The organism is Streptomyces virginiae (assembly GCF_041432505.1).
Taxonomy (GTDB): Bacteria; Actinomycetota; Actinomycetes; order Streptomycetales; family Streptomycetaceae; genus Streptomyces; species Streptomyces virginiae_A.
This window is the reverse complement of record NZ_CP107871.1, coordinates 164,004-185,383: the sequence shown is the minus strand read 5'-3', so window position 1 is coordinate 185,383 and position 21,380 is coordinate 164,004. Positions and strand designations below refer to the sequence as shown.

The 21,380-nt window shown below is 70.6% G+C and carries 19 protein-coding genes; 14 read left to right on the top strand and 5 right to left on the bottom strand.

What is annotated here, in order from left to right; genetic code table 11:
* Together OG624_RS00845 and OG624_RS00840 are read left to right on the top strand one after the other, a co-directional pair.
* The gene (locus OG624_RS00845; RefSeq protein WP_078909652.1) at positions 1-1,329 is read left to right on the top strand and encodes a sensor histidine kinase; all 1,329 of its coding nucleotides are present in this window, start codon (positions 1-3) and stop codon (positions 1,327-1,329) included.
* Positions 1,281-1,925, top strand: a complete 645-nt coding sequence (locus OG624_RS00840) for a response regulator transcription factor (protein WP_033225587.1) — start codon at positions 1,281-1,283, stop codon at positions 1,923-1,925. The genes OG624_RS00845 and OG624_RS00840 overlap by 49 nt, the downstream gene beginning before the upstream one ends.
* 131 nt (positions 1,926-2,056) lie before the next feature.
* Here OG624_RS00840 and OG624_RS00835 read toward each other — a convergent pair whose 3' ends face one another.
* The 3 genes from OG624_RS00835 to OG624_RS00825 all read right to left on the bottom strand — a co-directional run bounded on the left by OG624_RS00835 (position 2,057) and on the right by OG624_RS00825 (position 6,239).
* Complete coding sequence (locus OG624_RS00835; RefSeq protein WP_063734253.1) at positions 2,057-2,707, bottom strand: hypothetical protein; 651 nt, start codon at positions 2,705-2,707, stop codon at positions 2,057-2,059.
* A gap of 161 nt (positions 2,708-2,868) precedes the next feature.
* Positions 2,869-4,161 carry an acyltransferase family protein gene (locus tag OG624_RS00830; RefSeq protein ID WP_244290988.1) on the bottom strand — a complete coding sequence of 431 codons (1,293 nt, stop codon included), beginning with the start codon at positions 4,159-4,161 and terminating at the stop codon, positions 2,869-2,871.
* 2 nt (positions 4,162-4,163) lie between these two features.
* Complete coding sequence (locus OG624_RS00825; protein ID WP_371640811.1) at positions 4,164-6,239, bottom strand: bifunctional polysaccharide deacetylase/glycosyltransferase family 2 protein; 2,076 nt, start codon at positions 6,237-6,239, stop codon at positions 4,164-4,166.
* Positions 6,240-7,213: 974 nt separating this feature from the next.
* Between OG624_RS00825 and OG624_RS00820 the strand changes: the two genes are divergently transcribed.
* Complete coding sequence (locus OG624_RS00820; protein WP_158711953.1) at positions 7,214-8,152, top strand: glycoside hydrolase family 16 protein; 939 nt, start codon at positions 7,214-7,216, stop codon at positions 8,150-8,152.
* A gap of 123 nt (positions 8,153-8,275) precedes the next feature.
* Here OG624_RS00820 and OG624_RS00815 read toward each other — a convergent pair whose 3' ends face one another.
* On the bottom strand, positions 8,276-8,887 hold the full coding sequence (locus tag OG624_RS00815; RefSeq protein ID WP_371640810.1) for a hypothetical protein: 612 nt from the start codon (positions 8,885-8,887) through the stop codon (positions 8,276-8,278).
* A gap of 467 nt (positions 8,888-9,354) precedes the next feature.
* On the opposite strand from OG624_RS00815, the gene OG624_RS00810 reads away from it, so the two are divergent.
* From OG624_RS00810 to OG624_RS00780, 7 genes are all read left to right on the top strand, one after another.
* Positions 9,355-9,828 carry a lamin tail domain-containing protein gene (locus OG624_RS00810; RefSeq protein ID WP_161289021.1) on the top strand — a complete coding sequence of 158 codons (474 nt, stop codon included), beginning with the start codon at positions 9,355-9,357 and terminating at the stop codon, positions 9,826-9,828.
* A gap of 138 nt (positions 9,829-9,966) precedes the next feature.
* Positions 9,967-10,338 (top strand): hypothetical protein, encoded by a 372-nt coding sequence (locus OG624_RS00805; protein ID WP_033225592.1) that lies wholly within the window; start codon positions 9,967-9,969, stop codon positions 10,336-10,338.
* A gap of 216 nt (positions 10,339-10,554) precedes the next feature.
* A complete protein-coding gene (locus OG624_RS00800; protein ID WP_371638865.1) occupies positions 10,555-10,980 on the top strand; it encodes a hypothetical protein in 426 nt (141 codons plus the stop codon).
* Between the two features lie 212 nt (positions 10,981-11,192).
* Positions 11,193-11,651, top strand: coding sequence for a hypothetical protein (locus OG624_RS00795; protein WP_326746694.1), 459 nt, complete (start codon positions 11,193-11,195; stop codon positions 11,649-11,651).
* Positions 11,652-11,774: 123 nt separating this feature from the next.
* Positions 11,775-12,518 carry a hypothetical protein gene (locus OG624_RS00790; RefSeq protein ID WP_371638864.1) on the top strand — a complete coding sequence of 248 codons (744 nt, stop codon included), beginning with the start codon at positions 11,775-11,777 and terminating at the stop codon, positions 12,516-12,518.
* A gap of 353 nt (positions 12,519-12,871) precedes the next feature.
* On the top strand, positions 12,872-13,213 hold the full coding sequence (locus tag OG624_RS00785) for a hypothetical protein (protein ID WP_371638863.1): 342 nt from the start codon (positions 12,872-12,874) through the stop codon (positions 13,211-13,213).
* A gap of 988 nt (positions 13,214-14,201) precedes the next feature.
* Complete coding sequence (locus tag OG624_RS00780; RefSeq protein WP_371638862.1) at positions 14,202-14,654, top strand: hypothetical protein; 453 nt, start codon at positions 14,202-14,204, stop codon at positions 14,652-14,654.
* A 175-nt stretch (positions 14,655-14,829) separates the two neighbouring features.
* Here OG624_RS00780 and OG624_RS00775 read toward each other — a convergent pair whose 3' ends face one another.
* On the bottom strand, positions 14,830-15,213 hold the full coding sequence (locus OG624_RS00775) for a hypothetical protein (RefSeq protein ID WP_371638861.1): 384 nt from the start codon (positions 15,211-15,213) through the stop codon (positions 14,830-14,832).
* A gap of 961 nt (positions 15,214-16,174) precedes the next feature.
* Here OG624_RS00775 and lanL point away from each other — a divergent pair.
* The 4 genes from lanL to OG624_RS00755 all read left to right on the top strand — a co-directional run bounded on the left by lanL (position 16,175) and on the right by OG624_RS00755 (position 21,133).
* Positions 16,175-18,853: a class IV lanthionine synthetase LanL gene (gene lanL / locus OG624_RS00770; RefSeq protein ID WP_371638860.1), complete on the top strand. Its 2,679-nt coding sequence runs from the start codon at positions 16,175-16,177 to the stop codon at positions 18,851-18,853.
* Positions 18,854-18,896: 43 nt separating this feature from the next.
* Complete coding sequence (locus tag OG624_RS00765) at positions 18,897-19,055, top strand: VenA family class IV lanthipeptide (protein WP_167745581.1); 159 nt, start codon at positions 18,897-18,899, stop codon at positions 19,053-19,055.
* A gap of 108 nt (positions 19,056-19,163) precedes the next feature.
* The gene (locus OG624_RS00760; protein WP_371638859.1) at positions 19,164-20,261 is read left to right on the top strand and encodes an ATP-binding cassette domain-containing protein; all 1,098 of its coding nucleotides are present in this window, start codon (positions 19,164-19,166) and stop codon (positions 20,259-20,261) included.
* Positions 20,258-21,133: an ABC transporter permease gene (locus OG624_RS00755; RefSeq protein ID WP_371638858.1), complete on the top strand. Its 876-nt coding sequence runs from the start codon at positions 20,258-20,260 to the stop codon at positions 21,131-21,133. Before OG624_RS00760 ends, OG624_RS00755 begins: the two co-directional genes overlap by 4 nt.
* Positions 21,134-21,380: the final 247 nt, after the last annotated feature.

The window sequence follows — 21,380 nt, the reverse complement described above, 5'->3', positions numbered from 1 at the left end:
ATGACGGAATCACAGGTGGGCATGGCACAGGGAGACGGAAGCCCCGGTATAGGCCTCAGGGGCGCCCTCGTCGACATCGGCCGCTGCCAGCTGCTCTCGCTCGCCGCGCTCGCCGTCGCAGGTGCCGGGGCTCTGGTGATCGGGGCGCTGCTCCTCCTGCCCCTCGGCATCGGCTTCCTCCTGCTCCCGCCCGCCGCAGTGGCCCTGCGCCGCATCTCCGACCGCTACCGCGACCGGGCCGCCCGTTGGACGGGAACCGTGATCAGCCCACCACGACCGCTCCCGTCCCGCTCGACCCCACCCGAGAACCCCACCGGCCGCCACCAGCAGGCCCGCGCCCTCCTCGGCGACCACGGGTTCTGGCACGACCTGCGCTGGGCCTGGGCGGAGCCGGCGACCGGCGCACTGCTCGCCGTCGTGCCCCTGGCCCTCGTCGAGTACGGCCTCTTCGGCGCGGCCGTACAGCCCTTCGTCTGGCGGCTTCTGGGCGACGGCAACTGGTACGCCTTCATCCCCGTCGACTCCACCCCGACGATGCTCGCCGCGCTCCTGCTCGGCATCGGCTTCATCGCCGCGGGACTGAAACTGGCCCCCGCCACCCTGCGCGTACACGCACGCTGGAGCCGACGCCTGCTCGCCGCCCCGCACACCACCGAACTCGTCCGCCGCATCGAACACCTCGCAGGATCCCGCGCCGACATCCTCGACGTCCAGGCCGCCGAACTGCGCCGCATCGAGCGGGACCTGCACGACGGGGCACAGGCCCGTCTCGTCGCCCTGGGCATGACCCTCGCCGAAGCCACCCGACTCCTCGACCACGACCTCGCAGCCGCCCGCGTACTGCTGCACGAGGTACGCGCCACCTCCCAAAGGGCTCTCCAGGACCTCCGCGAACTCGTCCACGGCGTCCTGCCCCCGATACTCGCCGACCGCGGGCTCGGCGACGCGGTCCGCTCGCTGGCCCTCGACAGCCACCTGGACGTGCGCATCGAGACCGCCCTGCCCGGCCGACTCCCGGCCCCCGTGGAATCCGCCGGCTATTTCGCCGTCGCGGAACTCCTCGCCAACGCCGCCAAACACTCCGGCGCCCCCGAGGTCCACATCCGCCTCAGCCACACCGACGGCGCCCTGCGCGCCACGGTCACCGACGAAGGCCGCGGCGGCGCCGACCCCGACGGAAGCGGACTGCGAGGCGTACGCCGCCGCCTGGACCCCTTCGACGGAACCCTCGTCCTGCACAGCCCGCCGGGCGGCCCCACCACCGCGACCTTGGAGATACCGTGCGCGTCGTCCTCGCCGAAGACCTCTTCCTCCTCCGGGACGGGCTGACGCGCACCCTCCAGGAACACGGATTCGAGGTGATCGCCGCAGTCGACAACGGCCCCGCCCTGCTCAGGACACTCCTCGAAGAGCAACCGGACGTCGCCGTCGTCGACATCCGCCTGCCACCCACCTTCACCGACGAGGGCCTCCAAGCAGCCCTGGCAGCACGCCGATCAAGGCCGGCGCTCCCGGTCCTCGTGCTCTCGCAGTACGTAGACCAGCTCTACGCCCACGAACTCCTCGCCGGGGGCCAAGGCGCGATCGGCTACCTCCTCAAGGACCGGATCACGCACACCACCCAGTTCATCGACGCGGTACGCACGGTAGCCACCGGCGGTACGGTCATGGACCCGCAGGTCATCGCACGACTACTGGCCCGCAGCGACGCCCGGGGCACCACCGCCCAGCTGACACCGCGCGAACTGGACGTACTGGCCCTGATGGCCGAGGGCCGCTCCAACGCGGCCGTGGCGCAGACCCTGTTCATCAGCGAGAGCGCCGTCGCCAAACACACCGCCGCCATCTTCACCAAACTCCGCATCGAACCGTCCGCGGACGACAACCGCCGGGTACTGGCCGTTCTGGCCTACCTCAAACGCTAGCCACCGATGCCGGCCGGAGATGTCACGCCCGCGACCGGACGATCAGCACGCCGGAAGCGCCTCGCACCATGGTGACGCCGGAGCGCCGTACCGCGTGCGGGGACGGCCCGGCTGCGTCCCCGGCCAGGTCCTCAGGCGGCGAACGGGTTGGCGTGGCCGGGCAACTGCTGCCCAGGGCGCAGGAACCGTTGATCGCCACGTTCGTCGCGCACCGCGAGGAACCCGGCGGCCGTCAGCCGCTGGGCGATCTTCGCGCGGCGGATCGAGCCCACCTGGAACGCCACGGTCATGAGCAGCGCGACCGCCCCGCCGGAGAGGAGCGCTTCGACCGGCGATTTGTCGATGAGCAGGAGGACGGTCAGGACCGCGCAGGCGAGGTAGCAGATCACCTTCTGGCGCCGGTCGGCGATGTACAGGGCCATGACGTCGAAGGTGATGAGGTCCTTCAGCACGGCCGCGGCACCTACCGCTTCGGGGAGGGGCGTCAGCGAGCCCGGCTCCAGCCCGGGTACTGTCCCGCCGTTGCCCGCCTGCGGATGGGCGGTGATGGTGGCGGCCTCGCGGACGCGCGCGTCGGGCCGCGGGTCCCGGTACATCCGGACCTGGACGAGTGAGTTCTTGAACCCGGTCCTGTACGCGATGCCGTACGTGTACCCGTACTGCTCCGCCACGTGGGCCAGGGCGGCAGCCTTTCGCGCGGAGCCCTGGGGGGCGATCTCGACGATGTCCTGCTGACGGGCGATCTGCTGGAGCATCCCCGCTATGTGACGTTCTATGGACATCCTGTTCCCCGCCCCTGGAACCCCGTGCCTGGGGCCGACCGCCGCTCAGCCTAGGGGTAGCAGGGGCCGCACCGCGAAGGAGGTGTTCGGGGTGCCCCCGGTGACGGGGCCCCGGGCCGGGCAGTCCTGCGTCGGAAGGCCTTGGTTCGTGCGCGGCCGGGTCAGTCGGTGGCTCGGCGGCGGCCCCGGAGGCGGCGTGGGTAGGGGAGGAGCCGCGGCGAGCGTCGGGCGGCCACGTCCTCGACCCAGCCGAAGGTCAGTACCAGCAGCCCGAGCACCGGGATCGCCACCAGCAGCGTGAACCACTGGCTGGCCAGCAGCCACTGGAGGTTGTCGTAGAAGAACGGGATGCTCCAGAGGGGGTCGATCAGCGGGATGGCGACCACCAGCGCGACCTGGTGCCAGAGGTAGACGCTGACGGCTCGCGAGTTGAGCAGGCTGATCAAGCCGTTCCAGCGTTCCAGGGGCCTGGGCCACCGATCCCAGGACGGGCTCACGTGGAGCAGGATGGCGACGAACCCGAAGGACCACAGGGCCTGGGCGATCGGCCAGGCCTCGATGTCGGTCGTGACGGTCGGATCGACCGGCCGGGTCTGCAGATACCACAGGCCGGCCACCATGATCAGCGGAGCGACGGACGGCAGTACATACTGCGGGATCTTCTTGAGCAGCCCCTCCTGGTGGGCCATGCCCAGGATCCAACAGGCCCCGAAGGTGGCGAAGTCGTTGGCGGTCTCCCAGACCCGGCTGTAGACGAACTCCTGGTCGACGAAGAACGCGTTCATGACGATCACCATCGCCGGCGGCGCGCACAGGGTTGCCACCGGAAAGCGTCGCAGTGCCCGGAGCAGCAGAGGCGAGAGCAGGACGTACCACAGGTAGGCCCGCAGGTACCAGAGCGGGACGACGATCTGCGTGGCCCAGGTGGGCTCCACGTGCTGGAAACCGGCGAGGCCCTCCCCGTATGGCGGGGTGCTCAGCGGCAGGATCCAGAAGGCCATCTTGGACCACCACCAGGTGGGGTGGCCGTCGGACAGGGGGCCCCAGCCGTCGAGGATCTGCAGGGCGACCAGGACGGCGCCGAACAGCCACATCGGGGGCAGCAGGCGACGCAGTCGGCCGCGGATCACGCCGAGGGCGGGGCGGCTGAGGGAGCGGGCCATCAGCGAGCCGGCAAGGGCGAACATCACGCCCATCGACGGGAAGACGAGGGGCAGCCAGAACCAGCCGAAGTTGTGGTAGAGGATCACGCGGGCCAGTGCCAGCGCGCGCAGCAGGTCGAGATAGCGGTCCCGGCCTCCCTTGCGCTCGGCCGGCGCAGGAGCGGGCGCCGGCGGCTGCGGCTGCGGCGCGGGTGTCTGCTCAGGCTCCCCGGACGGGTCGGCTCGCAGTGCGGCCGGGACCCTCAACTGAATGGTGTCCCGAGTGCGACCGAGGTCGAAGGATGCGGTCACGATCAGGCCTCCACCGGCACGGCGACCTCGCCGGTGCGCCGGAGCTTCTGCCAGCGCAGTCGGCCCCCGGTCATCGCCGTGATCGCGGACTGCAACAGGACGATGTACATCAGCTGGCGGTAGACCAGTTGCTGGACCGGCAGACTGATCAGGTGCCAGGGCTTCTCGCGGTCGAGCCGGAAGGCGTACCAGGACAGTGCGGCCTGCAGCAGGATGAAGCCGCCCCAGCTGGTGAGGGTGATCGGGGCGTCCCCGAACAAAACGCCGTACAGCAGGAACATGTCGACCAGCGGTGCCAGCAGCGGGGCGACCACGCCGAACAGCACGATGAGCGGCAGCCCGAGCCGGCCGAAGCGCCCGGCCGGGCCGCGGGAGGTCACCGCACCGCGGTGCTTCCACATCGCCTGCATGCTGCCGTAGCTCCAGCGGTACCGCTGGGACCAGAGTTGCTGGAGGCTGGCAGGAGCCTCGGTCCAGGCCCGGGCGTGCTCGGCGTAGACGATCCGCCAGCCGTCGCAGAGCACGGCGATGGTGATGTCGGTGTCCTCGGCCAGGGTGTCGTCGCTCATCCCACCGACCCGTCGCAGGGCCTCCTTGCGGAACGCGCCGACCGCGCCGGGGATGGTCGGGATCACGCCCAGCATGTCGTACATCCGGCGGTCCAGGTTGTGGCCGAGGACGTACTCGATGTGCTGCCAGGCACCGATCAGACTCTCGCGGTTGCCGACCTTGGCGTTGCCTGCGACTGCGCCGATCGTCGGGTCTCCGAAGGGCTGGATCAGCTCGCGCACGGTGGACGGCTCGAAGACGGTGTCGCCGTCCATCATCACGATGATGTCGTACGAGGCGGCCGCGATGCCCGTGTTGAGCGCACTGGACTTGCCGCCGTTGACCTGGCGGATCAGGCGGACGTACGGCAGGTTCATCGCCTCGACGATGTCCGCGGTGCCGTCCGTGGAGCCGTCGTCGATGACGATCACCTCGATCGGATGGTCTCCGGCGGCCAGGGAATGGAGGGTGTTGGCGATGCACTCGCGCTCGTTGTAGGCCGGAACCAGTACGGTGACCGGCTCGATGACGGGCGGCCCCCAGGCGTCCCGCCGTTTGGAGCGGCGGGCGTGGATCGGCGCGAGGACGAGCATCAGCGCGAATCGTCCGAAGTTGAGGAAGCCGACGAGGGCCAGCAGCGCGACCAGCACCGGCAGGGTGAGCACGGCGGCCTGGGTGGCCCAGATGAAGCCCTTGCCCGCCCACAGCTGGAACCCCTGCACCGGCACGGTCGCGCTGGAGGCGCCGAGCGCCTCGGAGATGGTGGCGAAGCGGTAGCCCTGGGCCTGCAGCTTGTCGATGATCTGCACGAGCGCGGCGACGGTCTGGGTACGGTCGCCGCCCGCGTCGTGCAGCAGGATGAGCGCGCCCGCACCGGGCTTGGTCGGCATCGCCGCCTTGACGATCGCGTCCACTCCGGGGCGCTTCCAGTCGTCCGTGTCCCGGTCGATGAACGCGGTGAGGTAGCCGCGCGCGCCGACGTACTTGATCACCGGGTAGTTCCAGTCGTCCATCGCGGAGGCGTCGGAGGAGTACGGCGGACGGAACAACGCGCTGTGGACGCCGGCGACGCCGGCCAGCGCCAGCTGCGTCTGCGCCAGCTCCCAGCTGGTCCGGGCGTGGGACTGGTACACCAGGTCCGGGTGGGTGAAGGTGTGCACCCCGAGTTCGTGGCCGCCCGCGACGATCTGCCGGATCAGCTCCGGGTTGCGCGTGGTCATCGCACCGGTCACGAAGAAGTCCGCCCGGATGTCGCGGGCCGCGAGCACCTCGAGGATCTTCGGAGTCCACTCGGGCGAGGGGCCGTCGTCGAAGCTCAGAACCGCGGTGCGGTCCGGGACGTGGTAGCTCACAGGGTGCTCGTTCCTGGCGCCACGCGCGTCGATGATCGGACCACCCTTGAGCAGGTCGGTCGGCACGGTCGTCTTGTCGACCGAGATCGCGATCCTGGAGTCGTGGAACGCCTCGTTGGTGGCGAGGCCGCGCAGGACGAGCAGGGCGAGCAGGCAGGCCAGCAGGGACAGCGGCATGAAGAAGCGCAGCGGCGGCGCGGCCAGCCGGCGCGGCCTCAGCGGGGACTGCCGGCGGCGCTGGTGGCGGGACAATGACGCTCCTGGAGACGGTGGTGCGGGTGATCAGGGTTGTTTGCCGGGTCGGCCCGAAGGCTTCGCCCCGCGCAGCGCGGTGGTCCCCGGTTTCGGCGGGGTGGCGGCCGCTTTCGACGGGGCGGCCCCCTTCGGCGGGGTGGCCGAGGTCCTGGCGGCCGGCGTTTTCGTCCCGGGAGACGTAGGCCGCGCGACCGTCCGAGGTGACGACGACGCGGCGGGCGAGGCCGACAGGACCGACGGGGACGACCGGGTCGGTGACGGCACGGGTGAGCGCGAGGGCTGCGGAGGTATCCCCATAGCCGGGGCGTCCGCCTGCACACCGATCAGGCTCCCGCCCATGGCGACGGCCAGGATGGCGCCGATCACGGACACCGGCCAGCCGAGACCCCGCAGCAGACGGCCGCGCAGCCCCGACCGGTCCACGAACACCGGTGCGGGGGCGGGCTCCTCGAAGATCGACTGGGACGTTTCAGGCGTGGTCGGGCGTGCCGATCCGCGCTGGGCGGAAGCCATGGTTGAGCGCACCGTGCGAGGCCTCTCCTGTGCAGGGTACGTAGACCGCGGGATCGCAGGGCGAACGCTAGTGCACCGAACAGAAGCAATTTGAGTCTGATGTCGTCATATGACCTGATCTACGCGAGCGGCGTGATCGGATCGAAACGGAATTTGTTGTACCGGTTAGTAGTCGGCGTCGCCACGTCGTCGCCCCTTCCGGCGGGCGCGTGACAGGCCCGAGCGGTGCCGCCGGGGTGTCCGAAGCCGCCCTCGGAGGTCGCTCCCGTGGTCGCCAGGGCGGTCGGCGTGCGCCTTAGGATGACGCCCTCATCGGTTCGGCCGATGACGATCCCCCTGCAGAGGGCGTGTCCAGTACCGCCGCTACGCCCCAAGGAGCCCGCGTGAGTCAGCCCTGCCGTCGCCCTCGTCGCCGCGTGTGGCGGGCGCTCGCGCTGCCCGCCCTGTTGTGCGTACTCGCCGCGTGTTCCGGTGGCCCCGGTGACGACGCCGCCGGGCCCGCCGCCAGTGCCGCGCCGACCCCCTCCGGTCCGCCGGGAACCCTGTTCGACAGCTTCCACTACAGCGGCTCCGACGACCCCTCGCTCGCCGCCCACGGCTGGGAGGTGCGTACCGGCGGGGGCGGCCCGGGGATCAAGGACACCTGGTCCACCGCGGGTGCCGGCTTCCCCTCCGACACGACGGCCCAGGGCGGCAGGGTCCTGCGACTGCAGTCCTCCACCGACGGCACCAAGCAGGGCACCCAGCAGGTCGAGGTGCAGGGAACCGGCAAGAACCTCTTCACGGGCACCTACGCCACTCGTGTCCACTTCAGCGACAAGCCCGCGAGCGGCCGAAACGGTGACCACGTCGTCCAGACGTTCTTCCCGATCTCGCCCTCGGACGCCTCGGCCGACTACAGCGAGCTGGACTTCGAGTACCTGCCGAACGGCGGCTGGGGTTCGGCAGGTCCGCGACTCGACACCGTCAGCTGGTACAAGGCCGATCCGCCGGACCGGGTCAGCCACACGCTCAAGCAGCGCACCGAGGGCTGGCACATCCTGATGGTCACCGCCGTGAACGGAACGGTCACCTACTCCCTGGACGGCAAGACGCTGTTCACCAGCTCCGGCAAATACGTCCCGCGCGAGAAGATGGACATCCACTTCAGCAACTGGTTCATCGACACACCCGCCACAGGCGGTCCGCGCACGTGGGACATGAAGGTCAACTGGGTCTACTACAAGGCCGATGAGGCCCTTTCCCAAGCCGACGTCCAGAAGACGGTGGACGGCTTCTACAGTGCCGGAACCCACTACATCAACACGGTGCCGAAGGCCTGACCCCCGCCGCCCCACGCGCCGACGTCACGGCCCGACCGCCGACCGCACGGCGCGTTCCCCGGTGGCGTGACCCGGTGCGTCCGCGGCGGGTACGAGGGTGAGCGTTCAGCGTTCGCCGAGGGCTCAGGTGGCAGCGTGTTCGACGGTGGAGAGGACCCGCACCAGTGCCGGTGACGCGGGGGCCGAAGCGAAGCCGAAGCGTACGGGCGGGATGACGGGAGCCAGTGCGCCGAGGTCGGTCCCGTCGAAGGAGACCCGGGCACCTACGATCGGCCAGAGGCCGCCTGCCCCGTACCACTGGCGACATCCTGGGCGTGAGCTGCCCCGGGTTCGTACGCCGGACATCAGGCGTGCGGGCACGTCTGTCACGGCCGCCCACAACGGCCGTCGGGCGAGCGGCCAGGGGACGGCCCGCAGGGCTAGGCCGAGGGCGCCCTGATGTCCGACCTGGAAGCGCAGATCCAGGGGCCCCGCCGCGACGGACCAGGTGCTGTCGCGCGCTTGCACCTTCACGGGGTCCGTCCGGACCTCGTCGAAGTGGTAGGTGCCGGCGATGTACTCCGCCGTCCGGGTGGTGGGCGCCACCAGCGTGCGCCATCCGTCGGCGCGCTCCAGCATCACGTCGCTGAACGGGCCGAAGGGCGACCGTGGCCAGTGGCCCACGATCACGCGCGTACCGGACGCCGTGCCGACGGCGGCGATCCAGCCGTCGAACATCAGCCGTTCGCATCCCACGCCCCACACGTACCCGCTCCGCGGCCACGTACACCGCCGAGCAGCCGGCCTCGTGCCGGTCCCTTCTCGCCGGACCGAGGTCCGCCCCCGCCCGTACGTCCGAGCGGTGGTGCACCAGTGGTTCGAGGGGGTGGCAGGAGCGCCTGTTACAGAGGACCGAACCCATTCGGCGCCGGCATTCGGCATGGCGTGAATGAACTGCTTATCTGGCCGAAATCTCCTTGCGCCCACACGGGAAGGGCTCTCCCCGCCCTCCGCGTCGTGCGCGTCAACCGACTCTTGACGCTTGCCTCTTACAAGGGAGAGTTACGGACATGTCCGCATTGGGCAACGCGAGTCGTGAGTTGTGGCGGTTGATGGCGGGTGCGGGCCAGAGTGTGGCTCCTCGGCAGGACGCCGGGAACCGCACGGAGCCCGCGCCCGGCTCACAGGAGGCCGGGCCGGCTGACTTTGAAGGAGCCGTCTGCATGTCTGCTTCCCTCGCCACCCGCCGCGCCGTCACCACGGTACTGGCTACAGCCGCACTGATCGGCGCCGCCGCTCTGCCGGCCGCCGCCCACGATGACGACCGGCGTGAGCACCGGGGTGGGCAGTCCTCGGTCGTCATCAGTGACGTCCAGTACGGGACCGCCGGCCGTGACCGCTCCGCCCGTGCGCTGAACCGCGAGTGGGTCGAGGTCAAGAACACCGGGCGCAGGAGCGTCAACCTGCGCGGCTTCACCCTCACCGACCGACAGGGCAACCGCTACCGCTTCGCCGACTTCCGCCTGGACGGCCGCTCCAGCGTGAAGGTCCACACCGGCCAGGGCCGCGACACCCGCCACGACGTCTACCAGGACCGCCGCCACCAGATCTGGGACGAGCGCGACACCGCCACCCTGCGCGACAACCGCGGCAACGTCATCGACACCGAGACCTGGGGCCGTCGCGGCCCCCGCTGATCCGACCCGGCAGCCCCACCGTCGGGGACCGTGAACTGCCGGACATCACCAGCAAGCAACGGCGTGCCGCGGCCGAGGGCCGCGGCACGCGCCCCCCGACGTGGCAGCAGTGGCTCACCCGACGCAGGTAGGTCCTTCGTGGAGTTCTGGCAGTACGACCCGTCCGAGGTCACGGTCCCTCAACTGGACCTCGACCCCTACCGCTTTCCCGGCGCCGACACCGCACCGCCCGCGGCCTACGACGCCCTTCCGCAGAACCGCACCGGTGACACCGACCGGCAACCGCCTCGCCTCGCCGCAGGGGATCCGGTGGCACCCGGGCGGGCGTCCGACCCCCGGCTTGCCTGGCCCCTGACGCCCGTGGACCGGCGGAGGCTGGACCTGCAAGCGGCGCTGACCACCATCGGCGTGCCACCGCTCCCCGGTGATCTGGAATCCATCAACATCCTCTCGTCGCTCGACGACACGACCCACGCCACCCTCGTGCGGTGGATCACCGCCTACCGCTGAACCCGCGGTTGGCACCCTGGTCCCGAGCCGTGACCGCACCATCGGTGCACCCTCCATGAACTACCGGATTTCGCCGAACCCGCAGGTCATCGGCGATGCGGACACCCACCTGGTCGCCACGAGCGCGTACGGGCCCGCATCGAGGCCCATGGGTGACCCCCGTTCGCGGCAGGCCGGCAGCCGCGGTCCCGATCAGTTCGCGCCGGTTCAGGCAGCATGCAGTGCTACGGCACGTTCCGGGAGGCCGTCACCGCCTCCACCGACGGACGGATCGCCGACGCCCCGTTGTCGGCGAAGCACATCGACCAGAAGCTGGCTGACCGTCTCAAGGACACCTCGGGCACCGCCGGGGCGGAAGCCGTGCAGCTCGGCGTGATCTACACGGACTCGAACTACGGCGGCTCCGCCCTGGTCTTAACCGGCGGCAGCGGCAGCGGCTGCGGGAGCGGCAACGGCCGGGACGCCCAGATCAACCTCGACGGCACCAGGAACAACTCCGTCAGCTCGCTGACCACGCTGTCCTGCTGGCTGGAGCTGTGGGACGCACCCAACACCTCCGGTGTCCACCAGGAATACCAGCAGTCGACCTCGTACGTCGGGGACGCGATGAACGACCGGGCGAGTTCGATCGCCCTGCTGTAGGACACCCGGCGTGGAGCGGCCTCATGTCGGAATACCGCCCCCACACCGCCCACTGAGCCATGACCGACCCGGACTGCGCATCGAAGGTGTCGGAAGCCCTCTCGCGAAGGGCCGGCCCAGGAAAAGGAACGCGGACGTGGGGGGTCCGTGTCTACGATCCGACCACGCGGCACCCAGCGGCCGAGACCGGCGGCCTCTCGAGAGAAGGAACGATGGAGATCATCTTCCGGAAACTTCCGAACAACCGGCACGATCTCGAAGTGCGGGACCGGCGGGGCCCGGACGTGCGCCTGATGTCCCAGGCGACCGGGCCGACCATGCCCCACGACCTCGTGCACGCGGCCGTCGAGAGCGCGCTCGCGATCACCGACGGATTTTGGGGAGCCATGGCGCGAGGGGCCACCTTCGAGGGGTTCGAACCGACGACCCCGACCCGTCACCGCCGATCGGGCCTGAAGGTCCTGAGGCGCGGCGGAGACGCGGTCATGCGTGCCGAGCTCCACGTCAACTGGGCCTACCGCGTCTGGTCCGGGCTGAGCACGGAGGGCAAGGGAGTGGGCCGGAGCCCTCTCGACGACCGACAGGTCGCCCTGGCGTGCGCGGCGCTCGACGGCGCCGCCGAGCGCTGGGCCGGGCTGGGGGAGGGCGAAACGCTCACCTGGCGCTGGTAAGGACCGAGGCGCGCCACGAGGCGCAACCCCGCCCGCGGACCCGAGCTCCCCAACCGCCCCTGCCGATCCGTGCACTGAGGGGTCGGCCGATACTGGGTGCCGGTAGCGCGATGAGGGTGGGGCATGGTGGGGCGAGGTCGGGCCGGGCGGGTCGTGGTGTGGGCGGCGGGGCTGTTGTTGACGGCGGGATGCCTCCCGACCGTCGCCGGGTCGGGCGTCCGATCCGGATCGGAGCGGCCGCAGGATCGACTCCTCGACGGGGGCGGGGTCGCCGTCCTGAGCGCGTGCGGGGAACGGGGTCATGTCCTGGATCCCGGACCGCGTCCGTCCGGGGGGTCGGCGACCCCTCAGATGGTGGTGCTCGCCTACGGCTACTCCAGCGACGGGGCCGACGATCCGGGACGGATCACGATCAACCTGTCCATCGCCCCGGGCAGCGGTACGCAGCTGGCCCTGGGCAGACCGTTGGGCGGGCGGGGCCCCAGTGTGGAGATCCACGGCCCGGACGGAATGGTGTTGGCCGCCCACAGCATGCCGGTGACGCTGGAAACGGACCCACTCGGCGAATCACTCGTGGCGGGGCCCGAGCCGCTCAACTTCGAGATCGTCGTCCCGGCTGCCGCGATGTGCCCGGGCCACAGCCTCCGCGAGGCCGTGACGGAGGGCACCGAACCCGGCGAGAAGGCCCACACCCTCACGGTCGGCGTCCGCGACCCGGCCGTTGCTCGCCACCGGGCCGCCCACGGAGTCGACGACGGCGGTGACCTGCTGGTCGCTTCCTGGCCTCCCGGCCCCGTACCGGCCGACGGCGGTGGCACCTTCCCGGACGACGAGAAACCCGGATGGCCCGAGGAAGCCGCCGGCTGACCCTGCTCCCGGCCGGCGCCCGCGGAGCGTCAGGACCCGCACCGAACCGATTCCCGCACCCAGGACTTCCTACGATGTCGAGTCCGGGGTGGCAGTTCCCAGGGCGGGCAAAGGGCCGTCCGAGCCGTTCAAGGAGTGGAGCTTCTGGGGCCGCGAGGTGCCGGTCGGCAACCCCGCGAACCAGCCCGACTTCACCGTGAGCGGGGCGACGGGCAGCGGCCCGGCCGGCGGTCAGGTGCTGCTCGACCCGGGCTGGCAGATCAAGGGCACCGGTTCGGTCGCCACCACGGCCCTCGACGACAACGTGGTGGAAACCGAGTTCGTGCTGCCGCCCGGGCCCCGAGGGTCGCCGGGTGTTCGGCGGGACCGGCGGCTCGGTCAAGGGGATCTTCAAGATCGAGCCGTGGGTCAAGCCCGGTACGTACCACGGCGAGTACCGGTACAAGGTCGACCGCGGTCCCGGCCAGCTCAAGATCGCCGACATCGACCGTGACCTCGGCAACAACACGGCCGGACTCACCATCACCGTGACGGCGGCCGGCAAGCCGCAGCCCGGCCCGTCGACGTCCGCCTCGACCACGCCCTCGGCCTCGGCCTCCGCGAGCACCGCCCCGGGCGCCGGTAACGCCCCGGGCCCGAAAGGCGGTTCCGGCGGCAACCTGTACGCCATGGCCCGACGGCGCCGTTCGGCGTAACGGCACACGCCGTGCGCGACGCCGACCGGCCCGGCCCGCCCGGCCTCGTTCAGGGGAACGGCTTCAGGCACCACTCTGTGACGCGAGACATGGTCCTCGACGGCCAACTCGTCGTCCGGGACGGCGATGCGGAGCGCGTGTCCGTCGAGGCGTTGCAGCGCTGGGCCCGCGAACCGGGCCCGCGCCGCCGCCCGCCGATGGCCGGCCCACTTCGTCGCCTTCGACCTCTCGCAGTACGACGGCCAGGCGCACCTCACGCGCCCGTAGGTCGAGCGGCGCGCCCTGCTGAGAATCTGTTCTCCGAGTACGCCTGACGGCCCCGCGGACGCTGTGCCCGCAGGCGACGTACCTGGCCGAGGCACGCGAGTGGCTGGAGTTCTGGACAGCCTCGTCGGGAGTGGAGGGGACCCCGTGGACAGGGCTCGCGGCCGACCGCTCAACCGGGTTCAGTCGCTCTGCCGTAGGGCCGGGCGGCCGGGCACTGTCGTCAGCGGGCTCCGGCACCCTCCGGATCCGGGGTGGGCGGCGGGTTGTGGCAGGTCACGTCCTTCGCGGGCAGCCCGTGGCGAGCGGGGTCATCGGTTCCCACTCGTTCTGCACCGTCAGGACATCGGCCCGGGTCTTCATGGGCGTGGCGGGCTCCAGCGGCCGCTGCCAGAAGGCGCAGGGCAGTTGCCGAACGGCCCGGTCCTCGGTGGCGAACCGGCCGTCCCGACACCGAGGCAGGCCGGTCGTCGTGCCAGGCGCTGCAGCACCCGGCCGCCACCCTCGCCCGCGGCGCTGCCGGCCCGGTCGCCCGGTGGTCGGCCCACCTCGTTGCCTCGACCTCCCTCTGCGGCCGATCGTGACGTAGAGGGAGGTCGAGGCACCCGTATCGACAGAGCCGACCCCTTCGCGGGGCCGACCGCTGGCTGCCGGGCCGCCCGGGCGGGCCGCCGATATCCTGGGACCGAGATCGGGGGCTTTTCCTCATCCGGAGGGCAGCACGATGCGGCGTCGATACTTCATGCTCCTCGCGGCCCCGCTCCTCGCCTCCTCGGTGGCCCTCGCCCCCGCCCACGTGGCGCAGGCCGCAACCGTCGGGACGAGCGGGGTCGAGCAGGCGGTGAAGGTCACCAAAGTCGAAGTGGTCACCCTGCTGAAGCCGGGAGAGACCGTCGAGTGCAACGGCACACCCGTGGCCATGGCCTTCGACGGAAAGGTCACGGCGACCGGGCCGGGCACGGTCCGCTACCACTGGACCGTGAACGCCGGCCGCGCCCGGGTCTCCCCGGGAACCTTCGCCTTCGGCGCGGGCACCTCCACCAAGGTCTCCCTTCAGGTCGTGGACATGCTGGCGCCCAGGAACGCCAAGGCGGTGACCGGATACGTCACGCTCCACCTGCCGGACCAGAAGAAGAGCGTCCGCAGTGAGCAGGTGACGTTCCCCTGCAAGAAGTGAGCACGTGAAGAACTCCGCCAGGTCGCTGTGTTCATGACGCCCACCGTGCCCCACGGGCGCGGCCCAGGCTCGTACGTGCGGCGGCAGCAGTGGCGGCGAAGGTACGGGCTACGGCCTCGTTCCACAGCCCCTCCGGTACGGCTGCGTGCCGCTCGGCGAGGATTCCGAGACACCGTCACAGCGATGTTTTTCCCTCCACTCCGAGCCGTATGGCTGCCAGTTCGAGGATGTCACTGAGGGGTGAGCGGCGCACGAGCCGGCCGTTGAGCTTGCCCCTGGCCGTCCTTTCAGCCTGACGGCGCACGGCGACTCGGGGCCACCGCGCGGGAACGTCAGGGGCCGTCATGATCACGCGCAGGCTGTCCCGGTCCTCGGCGGTCTCCTCGGCCAACTCGGCCGAGGGCGCCTCCGCCGGTGTACTGCGGTGCGTCCGCGCCATACGGCGGCCCAGGGAGACGCCGCCGCCCGCGCGTGCCAGGTGGTCGTTCAGGGAGATCGTAAGGAGGCGTTGACGCGTCGCCGCCGAGGAGAAACGGGATTCCGACGTCTGGGCTTCCATGATGCCGTTCCGGTCCGCCCCGGCCTCCGAAGGATGCGCGGTGGGATGTTTCCATGTGCATCGGACCCGGACAAGTGCACGACCGGGCACGTCGGTTCACATCCGGTCGCCTGCGCGCGGCCCAGACCCGGATCCCCTTCGGCCAGGCGCGCGGCGGCCGATGGCGACGACGTGAGCGCGGGCACAGCCGGCTCGTCCATCACCGAAGTTCCCTTGTCCGCGGGCTCGTTGATCAAGTCGATCCATGCGACTTCGCGAGTGGCCGGTGGGCGCCCGCGAGATCCCTCTCCTCATCGCCGGTCTCGGGGGCCAGCGCATTCCTGATCAGACGCGGGGAAGGGCCGGGTCGCTGTTTTCAGTCGAATCCGGCTCGGTTTCGCGCTCTCGCCGGCCGTTGGATGGTTCCTGTCGGACTGCAGCTCAGACGCGTGATCGAAAATCATGGAGACGTATACGATCACGCTCCGTAGCTGGTTGGCGACGTGGCGGAATCGGGCTCTTTACTGGGAGTCGAATCGAGGGAAAGCTGTAGGGCGGAAGCAGCGCCGATGGAATTCGCCGCAGAAGTGGATGCGTCTTACGGCGAATGCGAATTCAGGAAGAATGCTTTTTCGCTTCACCAGGATTTAATGTCCCGCAGGATATGTGCTGGCGTTTGTTTCTGATCGGATCGGTCGACTCCATTCCCTCCAGTCACTCCCGTTGCCCGGATACAGCAGGTGTGCCAGTTGCGCAAGGTGTGTCGGTCACGTCAGTGGTGCTCGCGGGCAGACATGTGGAGGATTTCCGACCCTTCACACTCCCTCTTCGCCCTCCTCCTGCGCTGGTGTGCGCAAGTCGGTAATGCAACAACCCCATGCGCTCGCCGCAACGACTGACGCCGGCCGGGCGCGAAATATAACGTTCTTTCTTACCCAAGGCATATTCAAGTCGGCGGTCCTCACCATCGAGAGGGACGGGCATGACAAGCCACGCGACCGAAGTCGACCTCGAAGATCTGCTCCGTCAGGCGCTGGACGCCACCACCGAGGGCGCGCTTTGGACCACCGAAGTGGACGAGACGTGGTGCCGCCTCACGCCCCCGTCCGCCACACCGCGCAAGCAGGGCTGGAAGCTACACGTTTCGGCGACGTCCGCGTCCGCACCGACAGTCCTCGCCAAGGCTCTGGACGTGCTGCTACGGGAGGAGTCGGCGTTCAAGTTCGCCCGGTACCTGTCGAAGGTCAGCGCGCTCAACTCCCGCGGCACGCCACGGGGGAGCGCGGGCAAGTTCATCACCGTATATCCGAACTCGGACACCGATGCGGCCCGCATCGCTCTGGAGCTGCACAAGGCGACACAGGGGCTGGCCGGCCCCCGGATCCTGTCGGACCAGCCTTACGCGGCGGACAGCCTGGTGCACTACCGCTACGGCGCGTTCGTCGCCCGGCGGCGGCTGGCCGAGGACGGACTGATGGTGTGGTACATCGAGGACCCTGAGGGCAACCCCGTGGAAGACGAGCGCCTCGGTCGATACTCTCCGCCCTCCTGGGCGGTCAGTCCCTTCCCCCCTTCGGTACCGCTTCCACCGCGTGCCGAGAAGTCGCCGAGCGGACCGGTGCTGCTGGGTGGTCGCTTCTCGGTACGGGAGGCGATCCGCCACACGAACAAGGGCGGCGTCTACCGGGGTTCGGACGTCACCACGGGCGCACCCGTCGTCATCAAGGAGGCCCGGCCGCACGTCGATGCCGACGCATCCGGCCGCGATGTCCGCGACTGGCTGCGCGCCGAGGCCCGAACGCTGGAGAAGCTCCACGGCACGGGTCTGACACCGGAACTGCTGGCCATGTTCGAGCATGGCGGACACCTGTTCCTGGCTCAGGAGGAAATCCCGGGCATCTCCCTGCGCAACTGGGTCGCCGAGCACTTCCGCGATGTCGGAAGCGAGCGGTACCGCGCCGACGCCCTCGCGCAGGCCGGCCGCCTCGTGGATCTCATGGCATCGGCCCACGCCCACGGTTGCGTCCTGAGGGACTTCACGCCCGGGAACATCATGGTGCGGCCGGACGGTGCGTTGCGCCTCATCGACCTGGAGCTCGCCGTCCTCGACGACGACGAAGAAGAAGCCCTGCCGACGAAGGTCGGAACCCCCGGCTTCAGCGCCCCGGAACGCCTGACGGACGCGCCCGTCTCCGCGACGGCCGACTACTACAGCCTCGGCGCCACCCTGTGCTTCGTCCTCATCGGCATGGTCCCGCACCTGCTGCCCGAGGAGCCTGCCACCAGGGCCCCCGAGCAGCGGCTCGCCGAGTGGCTGGCCGCGTGCGACGGTGCACTCCCGCTCCCCGACGGCCTGGGCGAGATTCTCCTCGGGCTGATGAGGGACGATCCGGCCGATCGATGGGACCCGGCCAAGGCGAGCACAGCCCTGCGCCGCACGAAGCGGGCGTTCCCGAACCGCCCCGCCTCCGCCCCGGCGCGCACGGAGCCGTGGCACGACACGACGGAGGAGGTGGTCGCGGGGACGGTGGACCACCTCGTCGAATCCATGACCCCGCAGGACGCGGGGCGGCTGTGGCCCGTGTCCACCATGGCGGGGGAAGCCGACCCCTGTACGGTGCAGCAGGGCGCGGCCGGGGTCCTGGCCGTCCTCGCACGGTACTTCGAGCTCACCCGCGACTCGCGCCTGCCGGAGCTGATCTCCGCCGCCGGCCACTGGATCACGGCCCGCACCGACACCCGTTCCATACGTCCCGGCCTGCACTTCGGCGGCCGCGGCACCGCCTGGGCGCTCTACGACGCAGGACGTGCCATCGGCGACGAGGCCCTCATGGGCCACGCGACGGCCCTGGCCCTGGCCCCGCAGGAGCCGACGGCCAGCCACGACATCACCCACGGCTCCGCGGGCAGCGGACTCGCCGCCGCCCACCTGTGGCAGCGCACCGGCGACCAGCGCTTCGCCGAACTCGTCGTCGACGCGGCCGACCGGTTGGCCGCCGCCGCTCGGTACGAGCCGTCCGGCGTGAGCTGGCCCGTTCCCGCGGAGGCGGTTTCCAAGGAGGCCGGCAAACGCTACCTCGGCTTCGCGCACGGAACGGCCGGCATCGGTTGCTTCCTCCTCGCCGCAGCGGCCGTGTCGAAGCGCCAGGAACACCTGGACCTGGCCGTCGCCGCAGGGGAGTACATGGCGGCCAACGTCGTGATGGTCGGCGAGGCGGCCCAGTGGCCGGCCCAGGCCACGGACGCGCCCACGGCCCCGTACTGGTGCCACGGCTCGGCCGGCATCGGCTCCTTCCTGCTCCGGCTGTGGCAGACCACCGGCGACGACCGGTTCGGCGAGCTCGCCCGCCACGCGGCACAGGCCGTCCTGGAGCGCGCCACCCGCGCCCCTCTCACCCAATGCCACGGACTCGCGGGCAACGGCGACTTCCTCCTCGACATGGCCACGGCCACGGGGCGCCCCGTCTACCGCGCGATGGCCGCAGACCTGGCCCGTCTCATCGTCTCCGAACGGGCCCACCGCGACAGCCACGTCGTCTTCCCCAACGAGTACGGGGACGTCTCGACGAGCTGGAGCGACGGATCCGCAGGAATCCTCGCGTTCCTCCTGCGGATCCGCCACATGGACCCCCGGCACTGGATGATCCAGCAGCCGGGCTGAGCGGCAGGAACCCTGCCGCCACCTCGAAGAGAAGGAGAATGTCATGGAGAACCACGACCTCGAGCTCCTCGCCCACCTCCACGCCCTCTCGGAGACCGACCCGGTCGGCGTCGACGGAATTCCGTTCGACGGCACCTGCCAGTGCGCCGGCATCCTGACCATCATCCTGACGGTCTGTGTGGGCAACACCTGCAACGGCTGACCTGACAACAGCTAGACGAACTCCGGCCGGGGGCCGCCCTCGGGCAGCCCCCGGCCGGAGCGCAAGTGCCCGAACCCGCTGACCGGAGCCGCAGACGAGGACCTCACCATGCAGACACATTCCGGTGACGGAGCCCCCACGCGGGCGACGCTCCTGACGGCCGGCGCCACAGCCATGGAACCGAACTCGACCGAGACCGCTCCGGATCCGGTGTACGCCATCAGCACACGCGGTCTGGTGAAGAGCTATCCGGGCCCCGACAACACCACGACGCACGCCCTTCGAGGCCTGGACCTGGACGTGTTCCAAGGCGAGACCTTCGCCTTCCTCGGCCCCAACGGCGCGGGCAAGTCCACCACCATCGCCCTGCTGTGCGCCCTCGCCCGCCCCACCTCCGGACGGGCGACCGTGGCCGGCGTCGACGTCCTCGACCGACCGGACCTGATCCGACGCCAGGTCGGCATGCTCTTCCAGCACAGCGCGCTGGACCCGGACCTGACGGCCGAACAGAACCTGCACATCCACGCACGCCTGTACGGGCTCAGCCGCGGCGACGCCCGCCGACGCGCCACGGAGACGCTGGAGGCGGTCGGACTGACCGACCGGCGACGCTCCCCCGTACGCACCCTGTCCGGCGGCATGCGACGCCGCCTCGAACTGGCCCGCGGCCTGCTGCACGCACCGCGGATCCTGTTCCTCGACGAACCGACCACCGGGCTCGACCCCCACGCCCGCGCCCAGGTCTGGGAGTACCTGCGCGCACTGCGCGAGCGCCAGGGCACCACGCTCTTCGTCACCACCCACTACCTGGAGGAGGCGGAGAACTGCGATCGCCTCGCCGTCATCGACAGCGGCCGTCTGGTGGCACAAGGCACGCCCGGCTCCCTGAAGGCCGAGATCGGCGACGACCGTGTGGTGCTCCGCACCGGCGACGACCAGGCGGCCCACCAGGTCGTACGCCGGACCGCACCCCCGGGCACACCCATCGACCTGGACACCGAGGGGATCACCCTGCGCGTACCCGACGGCAGTTCCTGGATCCCCCGCCTGTGCGAGGCCCTCGGCTCCCGCGGCATCCCCGTACACGCGGCTTCCGCGACCCCTCCGACCCTCGACGACGTCTTCTTCCACCACACCGGCCGCAGCATGCACACGACCCGGCCCCTCGCGCCCGCAACCACCCCCCGACCCGAGGAGAGCCCGTGACCACCACACCCGCCCTCCACGCCACGGACTCCTCGGACACTCCCGACGGCACCCATCAGCCGACACGAGGAGGCCTGCGCCGCGAACTGCGCGCGATCCACGCCCTGGTCTACCGCGATCTGCTGCGCCTGTCCGCGCAGCGCACACACACCGCCCTGATGCTGATCCAGCCGTTGCTCTACCTCTTCATCCTCGGCGGCGGCCTGGCCGCCCTGATCCCCGACTCCTCGCTCGGGGTCGGCTACCAGACCTACCTCTTCCCCGGCATGCTGATGATGACGGTCCAGGGCCCGGCCATCGTGGTCGGCGTCCGCCTGATCACCGACCGGCAGAGCGGCTACCTGCGCGAACTGCTGATGGCCCCCGTACGACGCTCCACCCTGCTCCTCGGCAGCTGCGCCGGCGGCACCGCCGTGGCCGCGACCCAGGGCGCCGTCCTGCTCGCTCTCGCCGGCGCCGTCGGCCTGCCCTACGATCCGCTCCTCCTGTCGCTGCTCCTCGCCGGCATGATCCTGGCCTCCTTCACCCTCACCGCCCTCTCCCTCGCCCTGGCCGTGACCCTCCAGCGGCCCGAGGTGTTCCACATGATGCTGGGCGTGGTGATGATGCCGCTGCTGTTCCTCTCGGGAGGCTTCTTCCCGCTCCAGAACCTCCCGGGCTGGGCCAACGCACTGGCCGCCGCCAACCCGCTCGCCTACGGAGTGGACCTGCTCCGCCGCACCATCGCGCTGCGGCTGCCCGAAGGGGCGGCGCCGACCGGCATCGAATGGTTCGGCTGGAGCCCCCCGCTCCTCCTGGAAGCCGGCGTCCTCCTGGCAACCGGCACCGCAGCCCTCCTCTGGGCGGCCCACCGCTTCGGCCGCCCCGAATGACACCACCTACGTAACCCCGGCAATCGGTGCCCCGTACGGTCGTCGACCAGGGCGGGGCGCACGGCCGGCCCGAGCCTGCCCTACGCAAGCCAGGTGCATGCGACCGGGCGGCGTGAACGAGGCAGCCGACAGGGCGTTTGCGGCAGCCGACGATCAACGGCGGACGGAAGGGGGCCTGGCGGGCGCCCCGTCGGTGACCCTTCGGACTCGCGTCGGTCGCTGTCGGTGGCGGAGCCTAGGATCGGGC